The sequence below is a fragment of the Plesiocystis pacifica SIR-1 genome, from assembly GCF_000170895.1.
Taxonomy (GTDB): domain Bacteria; phylum Myxococcota_A; class Polyangia; order Nannocystales; family Nannocystaceae; genus Plesiocystis; species Plesiocystis pacifica.
Genome location: NZ_ABCS01000180.1, coordinates 1 through 10,341 on the forward strand (window position 1 = coordinate 1; position 10,341 = coordinate 10,341).

Genomic DNA, 10,341 nt, shown 5'->3' on the forward strand with positions numbered 1-10,341 from the left:
TCGGCACCGTCAAGTCCAACCCTCGGCCACCTCGAGTCCGCCGCGGGGCTCATCGGCGTCGCCAAGGTGCTCGCGGCCATGGCCCACGGCGCCGTCCCGGCCTCGCTGCACAGCTCGCCCCGCAACCCGCACATCGACTGGGCCGCGCTCCCGGTCGAGGTCGTCGACGGCCTGCGCGAGTGGCCGAGCCCCGCGGGCGCCCCCCGGCGCGCGGGCGTCTCGGGCTTCGGCCTCTCGGGCACCAACGCCCACGTGATCCTCGAGCAGGCGCCGACCCTCGACGCCCCCTCGACTCCCCCCGCACCGCCGCTGCGGCCCCCCCTGCTGCTCTCGGCGCGCAGCGAGGCCAGCCTCCGCGCCCGCGCGGCGCAGCTCCACGCCCTGCTCGGCGCTCGGCCTGCCCTCGACGCCCGCGCCCAGCTCGAGCTCGCCGCGAGCCTGGCCACGCGCGCCGAGCACTTCGAGCACCGCGCCTGCGTCCACGAGCTCGCCGCGCTGGCTCAGCTCGCCGAGCACGGCCACGCGCTCCCGTCCAGCGCCCGGGCGTCCGTGCGCACCCACGATCCGCGCGCGCGCGGCCAAGGCCGCGAGCTCGCGCTGGTGTTCTCCGGTCAGGGCGCCCAGCGCCTGGGCATGGGCCAGACCCTGCGCGCCCACCTGCCCGCGTTCCGGGACGCCTTCGACGCGCTGTGCTCCCGCTTCGACGCCCACCTCGAGCGCCCCCTGAAGTCCGTCGTGTTCGCGGACCCGGGCTCCGAAGCGGCCGCCCTCCTCGACCGCACCGACTACACCCAGCCGGCCCTGTTCGCCCTCGAGGTCGCCCTCGCCCGGACCCTCGAGCACCTCGGCCTGCGCCCCACGGTGCTGCTCGGCCATTCCATCGGAGAGCTCGCCGCCGCCCACGTCGCGGGCATCTTCGGCCTCGACGACGCCTGCCGCCTCGTCGCCGCCCGCGGTCGCCTGATGCAGGCCCTCCCGCCGGGCGCCATGGCCTCGCTGCAAGCCAGCGCCGACGAGGTCGAGGCAGCGCTGGGTGAGACCGAAGTGTGGATCGCCGGCCTCAACGGCCCGCACTCGACGGTCGTGTCCGGCGAGGCCCAGGCCGTGGCCGAGCTCGCCGCTCGCTTCGAGGCCCGCGGTCGCAAGGTCCGGCGCCTGCAGGTCTCGACGGCCTTCCACACCCCGCGGGTCGAGCCCATGCTCGAGGCCTTCGCCGAGCTCGCCGAGTCGCTCACCTTCCACCCGGCGCGCGTCCCCGTGATCCCCACCGTCGCCGGAGCGTCCCTCGAAGCCATGAGCCGCCCGGCCTACTGGATCGAGCAGGTCCGCGCGCCCGTGCGCTTCGCCGCTGGCGTCGAGGCCCTCGCCCGCCGCGGGGTCACGACCGTGCTCGAGCTCGGGCCCCGGGCCGTGCTCACGCCCCTGGTCGCGGCGACCTTCGCCGAGCGAGACGGTGTCGACGCGCCCACGCTGCTGGCCAGCATGCGCAGCGAGCAGGGCGAGCTCGACAGCCTGATCGCGGCCCTCGGCGCCCTCCACTGTCGGGGCTTCGCCGTCGACTGGGCGCGGGCCTTCGCCCCCTGGGCGCTCCGACCCGTCCCCCTGCCCGCCTACCCCTTCGAGCGCCGCCACCACTGGCTCCCGAGCGCCGCCGAAGCCCCGCCCGCGCTGCCCCCGAGCGCCGCCGACCCCATGGCCCTCGCCGGCCACCGCGTCGATCTGTCGACCGGCCACAGCCTGCACACCCTCGAGATCGGCCCGCCGCTTCAGCCCTACCTCGGCGACCACCGCGTCTACGATCGCCTGGTCGTCCCCGGCTCCTTCCACATGGCCGTGCTCCTGGCCATCGCCGAGTCGCGCTGGCCCGGCAAGGCCGTGGAGCTGCGCGAGGTGCAATTCGTCCGCGCGCTCCACTACGACTCCGAGGCCTTCCACACCACCTTGCACGTCGAGCTCTCGCCCCTCGCAAACGCGGAGGGCTTCGAGGCCAGCGCCTTCATCCTCGAAGCGGGCGCGCGCGTCGAGCTCGCCCGGGGGGTGCTCGCGCCCAGCCGAGACGACGCGCCGCCCGAGCCCCTGGTCGAAACGACCCGCACCGGCGACTTCGAGCGCCCCCTCCTCGACGCCCTCCTCGACCGCGTGCAGATCACCTGGGGCCCGAGGTGGTGGTGGATCCGCGGGGCCGAGCGCACCGCCGAGGGCCACGCCCGCGGTCGCTTCGCGGCCCCCGAGGGCCTCACCATCGACGACGCGCCCCTGCCCGGCGGCTTCATCGACAACAGCTTCGCGCTCCAGGCCTGGGCGCGACCGCGGGCTGTCGGCGAGGTCGAGGACACGCCGCAGCTGCCGATCCTCGCCGAGCGCCTGGTGTGGTTCGGCGAGCGGCGCCCGCCCGTGCACGCGACGCTCCGCCTGGTCGAGGCGACCGCCGACTCGACCACCTCCGAGCTGACCTACTACGACGCCGAGGGTCGGGCCGTCGCCCGGCTCGAGGGCTTCACCACCCACCGGGCTCCGCGGACGCGGCTGCTCGACGACCACGCGATCGGGGCGCACCTGCACCGCGTGCGCTGGCAGCCCGTCGAGGCCGCCTCCGTCAGCCCGAACCCCGGCCAGACCCTCGTCCTCGGGGACGCGCCCGAGCTCGACGCCTTCGAGCGCCTCCCCGACCGCGCGGCCCTGCTCGCGCGCCTGGACGCGGGAGCTCCCGCCCCTGCGCGCGTGATCGCCAGCTTCTCCCCAGGCGCCCACGCGACGCCGCGGGAGGCCTGCGTCGAGGCCCTCGCCCTCGCCCAGACCCTGCTCGGCGATCCGCGCCTCGAGGCGACCGCGCTCGTCGCCCTGACCCGGCGAGCCGTCGCCTGCGGGGCCGAGCGCGAGGGCCTCGACCTCCCCCACGCGCCCGTTTGGGGCTTGCTCCGCGCGCTCCAGAGCGAGCACCCCGAGCGCACCCTGGCCCTCGTCGACACCGACGCCGACCCCAAGTCCGCCGCCACGCTGAGCGCCGCCCTGGCCCTCGCCGAGGCCCGCAAAGAGACTCAGGTCGCCCTGCGCCGCGGCGCGCTCTTGGTCCCCCGGCTCGCGCGCAGCGAGCCCTTGCCCGAGCTCCCCCCCGGCTCAGACGCGCTCGCGGGTACGGTGTTGATCACCGGCGGCACGGGAGCGATCGGAGGCCGCCTCGCCCGGCACCTCGCCACCGCCCACGGCGCGCGCCACCTGACCCTGCTGTCCCGCAGCGGCGAGCAGGCCCCCGGCGTTGACGCGCTGCGGGCCGAGCTCGAGGCCGCCGGCGCCCAGGTCCGCGTCCTCGCCGGGGACGCGAGCCAGCCCGCGGTGTTGCGCGAAGCGTTGACGGCCACGCCACCCGTGCGCGCCATCTTCCACGCCGCGGGCGTGCTCGCCGACAAGCTCGGCCTCGCGCTCACGCCGAGGGAGGTCGCGGCCGTGTTCGGGCCCAAGGTCGACGCGGCCCGCCAGCTCGACGCGCTGAGCGTCGAGCTGGACCTCGAGCTCGATCACTTCGTGCTCTTCTCCTCCGCCGCCGGGGTGTTCGGGGCCGCGGGGCAGGCCAACTACGCGGCCGCCAACGCCACCCTCGACGCGCTCGCGGCCGATCGGCGCGCCCGCGGCCTGGCCGGGCTGTCCCTCGCCTGGGGCCCCTGGGCCGAGGTCGGCATGGCCGCCCGCGCGTCCGCCTCGACGCGCTCGCGCATGCGCAGCGAGGGCGCGCGCCCCTTCGCCGTCCGCGAGGGCCTCGCGCTCTTGGGCCTCGCCCTGCGCCGCGCGAGCCGAGACCCCGACGCCCTGAGCGTGCCCATCCACCTCACCCACGCGGGCTCCCGGCGGGGAGGCGGGCTCCCCCTCGCCCGCGCGGCGCTCCGCCAGCGCGCCGACGTGGCGGCGGACGCCCCGGACAGCCTCGACCCCCGCCTGAGCCGCGGGAGCGTCGAAGCCCGCCAACTCGCCGTCCAGGCCCTCGTCCGCGAGGAGCTCGCGGCCGTCCTCGGCTCGACCCCCGAAGCGCTCGCCGAGCGCCTCGTCCCCGGTGTCGAGCTCGGCGCCCTGGGCCTCGACTCGCTCATGGCCATCGAGCTGCGCAACCAGCTGCGGCGGCGCAGCGGCGTGCAGCTCCCCGCGACGGCGCTGTTCGACGGCGCGACGGTGGACAGCCTCGGCGCGCGCATCGAGGCGAGCTTGTCCGAACTGGAGCCTGCTCCGGAGCCTGCTCCGAAGCCAGCAGCCATGCCCGGCGTGCGCGACTACCTGCTCGCCCAGCGCGAGCCCGACGAGCAGCCCCAGCCGCGCCCGACGAAGGGCTCCAGCTACCGCGTCGTCTCGCTGCTGCGCAGCTGCATCGAGGGCGGCGACCGGGAGTCCTTTGCGTCCACCTGCACCACCTTGCTGGCCATGCGGCGCATGCTCGACGCTGGCCACCGAGCGCCCGAGGCCGCCCCGGTGCGCCTGTCTGAAGGTGCCTCCAATACGGGCGTGCCGCTGTACTGCGTCCCCTCCCTCGCCCTGCCCTCCTCGCCCCTGCAGTTCCTCCGCGTCGCCAAGCTCCTGGGCGATCGAGCCTCGCTGTGGTCCGCGGCCAACCCGGGCTACGAGCTCGGGGACGCCCTCCCGGCGGACCTCGAAGGCGTCTGCGACTACCACGCCCAGGCCCACGCCGCGATCGCCGAGCGCACCGGTCGGGCCCCGGTGCTCGTCGGCTACTCGAGCGGCGGATGGTTCAGCGCCATGCTGGCCGCGAGGCTCGAGGCCCAGGGTCGCCCCGCGCCCGGCCTGGTCCTCCTCGACACCCCCCACCCCTTCGAGTGGGACACCAGCAACCTCACGCAGATGTTCGTGCACGACGCCATCGCGCTCCACCTCCAGACCCACGGCGACGACGACGCCTTCATCCACGAGCTCACGACCATGCAGCACAGCATCGCCGCGCTGCTCGAGCAGTGGCGCGACCGGCCCATCACCGCCACGCCCACGCTCCACCTCGCGTGCACCCGCGGCATGCGGCACCCCGGCTGGGGCGTGGACGTGGCGACCGATCCCGCGACGCAGTGGGGCCCGCGGATCGCCGACCTCGACATCGCCCCCTGCGAGGCCGACCACGCCCAACTGCTGACCGAGGGCGCCGAGGCCTGCGCCGGGGCGCTGCGGGCGTGGCTGGACGCGCGCGGCTGGTGACCCGCGCGGCATTTTCACGCTCGACCGCCGCCAAGGATGCGAAGATTGCGCAGTGCGCTCTTCCTTCGCTCTCGCCCTCCTCTCGCTGATCGTCTTGTTGTTCGCGCCGACGCCCGCGGAGGCCTTTTGCGGCTTCTACGTCGCCGGCGCGGACACCAAGATGTTCAACGACGCGACCATGGTCGTGCTCATGCGCCAGGGTCGGCGCACGGTGCTGTCGATGCAAAACACCTACGCGGGGCCGCCGGAGGACTTCGCCATGGTCGTGCCCGTGCCCGTCGTGCTCGAGGAGGAGGACGTGAAGATCCTGCCCAGGTCGATCTTCGATCGCGTCGATCGCCTCGCCTCCCCGCGCCTGGTCGAGTACTGGGAGCAAGACCCCTGCGCCTACAAAAAGCACAAGCGCAAGCGCTCGCCCAACAAGGCCATGGCCGACGGAGTTGCTGGGGGCGTGCCCGGCGGGGCCCCGGCCGACTTCGGCGTGCGCGTCGAGTCCGAGTTCGAGGTCGGCGAGTACGAGGTCGTCGTGCTCTCGGCCCAGGACTCCACCGGCCTCGACGCGTGGCTGCGCCACGAGAACTACGCCATCCCGGCCAAGGCCGAGGCGTTGCTGCGCCCCTACGTCCAGCAGGGCCACAAATTTTTCGTCGCCAAGGTCGACGCCAGCAAGGTCAAGTTCGTCGACGGGCGCGTGTCCCTCTCGCCCCTGCGCGTGCACTACGACTCGGACACCTTCAGCCTGCCGATCCGCCTGGGCCTGATCAACGCCGGCAAGTCCCAGGACCTCATCGTCCACATCCTCGCCGACGATCGCTACGAGGTCGCCAACTACCCCAACGTCGCCATCCCGACCAACATCGAGGTCAAGAACGGGGTCCGCAAGCGCTTCGGCAGCTTCTACGCCGCGCTCTTCGACGCGACGCTGCGCGAGCACCCCGGGGCCGTGGTCACCGAGTACTCGTGGATGGCCCGCACCTGCGACCCCTGCCCGGACCGGCCCCTGAGCACCAACGAGCTCATCACCCTCGGCGGCGACGTCCTGCCCCAGCAGGTCAGCCCGAACATCACCCTGACCCGGCTGCACGCCCGCTACGGCAAGCGCAGCCTGGGCAACGACCTGGTGTTCCAGGTCGCGCCGCCCATCGTCGGCGGCCGCGAGCGCGTCGTCGACGACCAGGGCCGGCTCGAGCGCGGCGCCGTGCCTGACCGCAACAACAACTTCCAGGCCCGCTACATCATCCGGCACTACTGGAAGGGCGAGGTCAGCTGCCAAAACCCCCGGCGGCGCCGCTGGGGCGGGCCGTGGCCGGGGGTCGACAGCAAGGTGGGCCGCGGCGGCGGGGCCTCGGAGCTCGCCCAGGACCTGGCCTTCGTCAACCGCAAGCTGAAGCTCGACAACTACGTGCGTCAAAAAGACGAGGGCCGCCTCGACGTGGAGCTGCTGTCCAAGGGCGACGCGTCGATCGTGCCGCCGCCCGTTCCTTCTGATCCGGTGCCGGCGCCGACGCCGGCGCCCGAGCCCGAACCTGTCCCGGAGCCCGAACCCACTCCGGAGCCCCAACTCGAGAGCGCGGCCCTCGGCTCGGACCCCGACCCCGACCCACCGGACGCCATCGACGACACGGCCCCTGCCCCGGCCGAGGCCGATGGCTGCGCCCACTGCTCGACCCCCGAAGGCGCGACGAAGTGGAGCGGCCTGCTCCTGCTCGGCCTCGCAGGCCTCGCCCACTTCGGACTTCGCCGCCGCTCATGCAGCGATGGCTAACCAGCCTCAGGCGGTAGTCCGAGTGCGTCGGTCTCCGACGTCATCTCTTCACCCGAGTCGGTCTCGCTCTCGCTTCCAGTCTCGCTCTCGTCCGTTCCCCCCTCGGCCTCGTCTTCGCTCCCGCCGTCATCCGCCTCGTCGTCCGTCCCTGCAGGCTCGCTGCACCCATGAGGGTAGGCGCAAGGGCCAACCCACCCGAGGTTCGCCGTGCTCGTACAGGTGTCGTCGCTGTCAGCCAGCCCCAACTCGAGCGCCCGCGCCTTGCACCGCTCGATCGCCGCGCTCACAAACTCGGCCGCGAGCTCGCTCTCGATATCCGAGAGGTCTTCGTGCTCGGACTGAGAGACGCAGTAGGTCTTGCTGAGCCACTCATCCGCATCCGTGACGATGGCTTCCTTGCCCCCAATGCCGTTGTAGCCGTGAGCCCCGACAGTCTGAGCAACCCACTCCTCCCCGCACTCGTTCTCGACTTCGACAACGATGCCCTCGTCCGCCAACGGGCAGGCGAAGCAAACCAACACCGGCGCCGCTAGCATGTAGCGCACGAAGACTCTTGGAGCGGGAGCATCCATCATGCTTGCTCACGGCGTCGAGACGGGCTCTTCGAGGTCGAAGGGCGCGTCTTCATCACAGGGAAACTTCCAGTCATCCTCGGCAATGCACGGGATCGAGTAGTCATGATCGGTTCGAGGCAGCTTCTCGTTCGCGTCGTAGGCCGCGTAGGCTTCGCAGCTGAGCTCGCCCAGACACTCCAGCCAGATGATCTGTCGGCTCCCGCACTGGTTCTCTTCGTGGAGCAGCGGCAGCAAGCTCGTGCAGCGGGTGAAACAGTCCTCGGGCTCCTGGCCCTCGAAGCGATCGGGCTCGCACGCATCCATGGTCGAGCACGCGGCGGCGCAGGCCTCCTCGCGCAAGGCCTCGAAGTCGATGTCTTCCGTGGGACCATCTGCCGACGGAGGTCCGCAAGCGACGAGCGCCCCGCCGCCGAGCCCCAGGCTCAGGGCCCAAATGACGAAGCTCCGCGCCGCCGCTCCCATGCCTCCACGCTAACAGCGCTGCCGTACCTGCGACAACGCAAAAGGGGAGCCCCGAGGCTCCCCTTGCTTGCGAGCAGAGAGCGCTCCGCTCAACCTTCGAAGCTGGTGTCCCAGCGGCCGTTGCGGGCGGCCGAGTTGGCCTTGGCCCGCTCGAGGAAGGCCGCCTGGCCAGCCGCGTAGTTGTCGGCCTTGCCGCCCCAGGCCTTCAGCGCGGCGGCCTGCAGCGCGCGGCCGTAGGAGAAGCTCAGCTGCCAGGGCAGCCCGCCCTGCTCGGCCCCGAGCTTGTTCATGGCGTCGAGGTGCGCGGTGGCTTCGACGTCCGACTGGCCGCCGGACAGGAACACGATGCCCGGCACGGCGGCGGGGACGTTGCGGCGCAGGCACGCGACGGTGCGCGCGGCGACGGTCTGGACGTCGGCACGGTTGGCGTCGCCCTTGCCCGAGATGACCATGTTGGGCTTGAGCAGCATGCCCTCGAGGGCCACGCCCTGCTCGCGCAGCGCCGTGAACACCTCCTGGAGCGCCCACGAGGTCACCGCGTCGCAGCGGTCGATGTCGTGGTCGCCGTCCATGAGGACCTCCGGCTCGACCATGGGCACGATGTTGGCCTCCTGGCACAGCGCGGCGTAGCGGGCCAGGGCGTGGGCGTTGGCGCGGACGCAGGCGTTGCTGGGGATGCCGTCGCCGATGGTGATGACGGCGCGCCACTTGGCGAAGCGAGCGCCCTTGTCGTAGTAGGCGGCCAGCCGGTCGCGGAGGCCGTCGAGGCCCTCGGTGACCTTCTCGCCCGCGTGGCCGGCGAGGGCCTTGGCGCCCGTGTCCACCTTGATGCCGGTGATGATCCCCAGCTCCTTCAGGGCCTCGGGGTAGGTCTCGCCGGCGTCCGTCTTTTGGCTGACGGTCTCGTCGAACATGATCACGCCCGAGATGAACTCGCTCGCGCCGTCGGCCATGAACAGCATCCCGCGGTAGCTCCGGCGCAGCTCCTCGGAGCTCTCGACGCCGATGGAGGCGAAGCGCTTGGCGATGGTCGGGAAGCTCTCGTCGGCCGCCAAGATGCCTTTTCCGGGGGCGACGAGGGCGTTTGCGATGCTTTCGAGGGACTCGGTCATGGTGGGTCTCGCTAGACCTGCGGACCCTCCCCGCTCGCGTCGCTGGTGTCAAGAGCCCGTCACATTCCGGCTATACTGCCGCCGTGCGCCGCCGCGGGCCAGATCGTCGATGGAGCTTCACCTGCGTGAGCGCTCCCATGGTGGTGCTCGCCCTCGCCCAGCCGGCCCGCGCCGGGCAGCCGCCGGCCTCGCGTGATGAGGCTCCGCCCGTCGCCGACGACGCGATCGAGCCCGTGCCCATCCGAGCGCCCGCGCCCCGCCCGACCTCGGGTGCCCTGCACGTCGAGAGCACCGCCCACGGCGCCCGGCTGGTCGCCGAGTCCCTCGACGACGACACGGGCGGACCGAGCACCGTCGAGCTCGGGCCCCTGCCGGTCCACGCCTCCCTGCCCGCCGGGCGCTGGCGCCTGCGCACCGAGAGCGCCGGCTACCAGCCCTGGTCCCTCGACGTCACCATCGTCGCCGGCGAGCCCCTGACCCTCGAGGTCGAGCCCGAGCTCATCGAGGACGCGTGGCTCGAGCTGCGCGCGGCCAACGAAGCCAGCGAGGGGGCCGAGGTCAGCCTCGACGGCGAGCTGCTGTGCGGCCTGCCCTGCCGCGAGCGCGTCGAGCCGGGCAAGCACCGCGTGGCCGTCCGCAAGCGCCGGCACAAGCCCCTCGACTTCCCCCTGCGCATGAACCAGGCCGACGAGGTCACCCTCGACGTCCGCCTCCAGCCCTCGACCTCGCGGGCGCCCGCGGTGCTCACCGGGGCCCTCGGGCTGACCACCCTGGTCGCGGGCGTCACCTTCACCACCCTCGGCGTCCAGGCCCAGCGCAGCCTCGCGGCCGACCTCGACGGCTTCGGGCAGTACGACCGCGACGACCCGCGCTTCGAGAACGGCCGCCGCGACCTCAACGTCGGCATCGCCATGTGGGGCGCGACCGCGGGGCTGACCGCCCTGACCCTCTACTACCTGCTGCACCAGCCCGGCGAGGCCTCGCGCGCCGACAAGCGCCGGCGCAACCTGGCCGTGCAGCTCGACGGGGTCGCGCCCCTCGTGTCGCCCCTGGGCTCGGGCCTGGGCGTCGGCCTGGGCGCGCGGCTGCGCTTTTGAGTTCGCCATGACACTCCCCCGACCCTCGCCCGCGCGCCGACGCGCCTGGAGCCTCGCGCTCTTCGGTCTGACCCCGAGCTGCACGGCCGAGCCCTTCGACTACCTCCAGGCCAACGCCCCCGTGTCGACCCGCGCCGTCGAGT

General features: G+C 73.2%; 6 protein-coding genes. 3 read left to right on the forward strand and 3 right to left on the reverse strand.

What is annotated here, in order from left to right:
• Both PPSIR1_RS40245 and PPSIR1_RS45330 read left to right on the forward strand, forming a co-directional pair.
• Window positions 1-5,187 (forward strand): SDR family NAD(P)-dependent oxidoreductase (locus PPSIR1_RS40245; protein ID WP_006977085.1); only part of this gene is annotated, 5,187 nt, incomplete at its 5' end.
• Window positions 5,188-5,239: 52 nt separating this feature from the next.
• The gene (locus PPSIR1_RS45330) at window positions 5,240-6,952 is read left to right on the forward strand and encodes a DUF2330 domain-containing protein (protein WP_006977086.1); all 1,713 of its coding nucleotides are present in this window, start codon (window positions 5,240-5,242) and stop codon (window positions 6,950-6,952) included.
• Here PPSIR1_RS45330 and PPSIR1_RS40255 read toward each other — a convergent pair.
• The 3 genes from PPSIR1_RS40255 to PPSIR1_RS40265 form a co-directional block, all read right to left on the reverse strand.
• Window positions 6,949-7,497, reverse strand: a complete 549-nt coding sequence (locus tag PPSIR1_RS40255) for a hypothetical protein (protein ID WP_006977087.1) — start codon at window positions 7,495-7,497, stop codon at window positions 6,949-6,951. The two genes, PPSIR1_RS45330 and PPSIR1_RS40255, sit on opposite strands and share 4 nt — an antisense overlap.
• A gap of 36 nt (window positions 7,498-7,533) precedes the next feature.
• Window positions 7,534-7,989 (reverse strand): hypothetical protein, encoded by a 456-nt coding sequence (locus PPSIR1_RS40260; protein ID WP_006977088.1) that lies wholly within the window; start codon window positions 7,987-7,989, stop codon window positions 7,534-7,536.
• 89 nt (window positions 7,990-8,078) lie between these two features.
• Window positions 8,079-9,101, reverse strand: coding sequence for a class I fructose-bisphosphate aldolase (locus PPSIR1_RS40265; protein ID WP_006977089.1), 1,023 nt, complete (start codon window positions 9,099-9,101; stop codon window positions 8,079-8,081).
• 125 nt (window positions 9,102-9,226) lie between these two features.
• Between PPSIR1_RS40265 and PPSIR1_RS40270 the strand changes: the two genes are divergently transcribed.
• Entirely contained in the window at window positions 9,227-10,198 is a 972-nt protein-coding gene (locus PPSIR1_RS40270; protein ID WP_157596495.1) for a PEGA domain-containing protein, read from the forward strand.
• The last annotated feature ends 143 nt before the right edge of the window (window positions 10,199-10,341 follow it).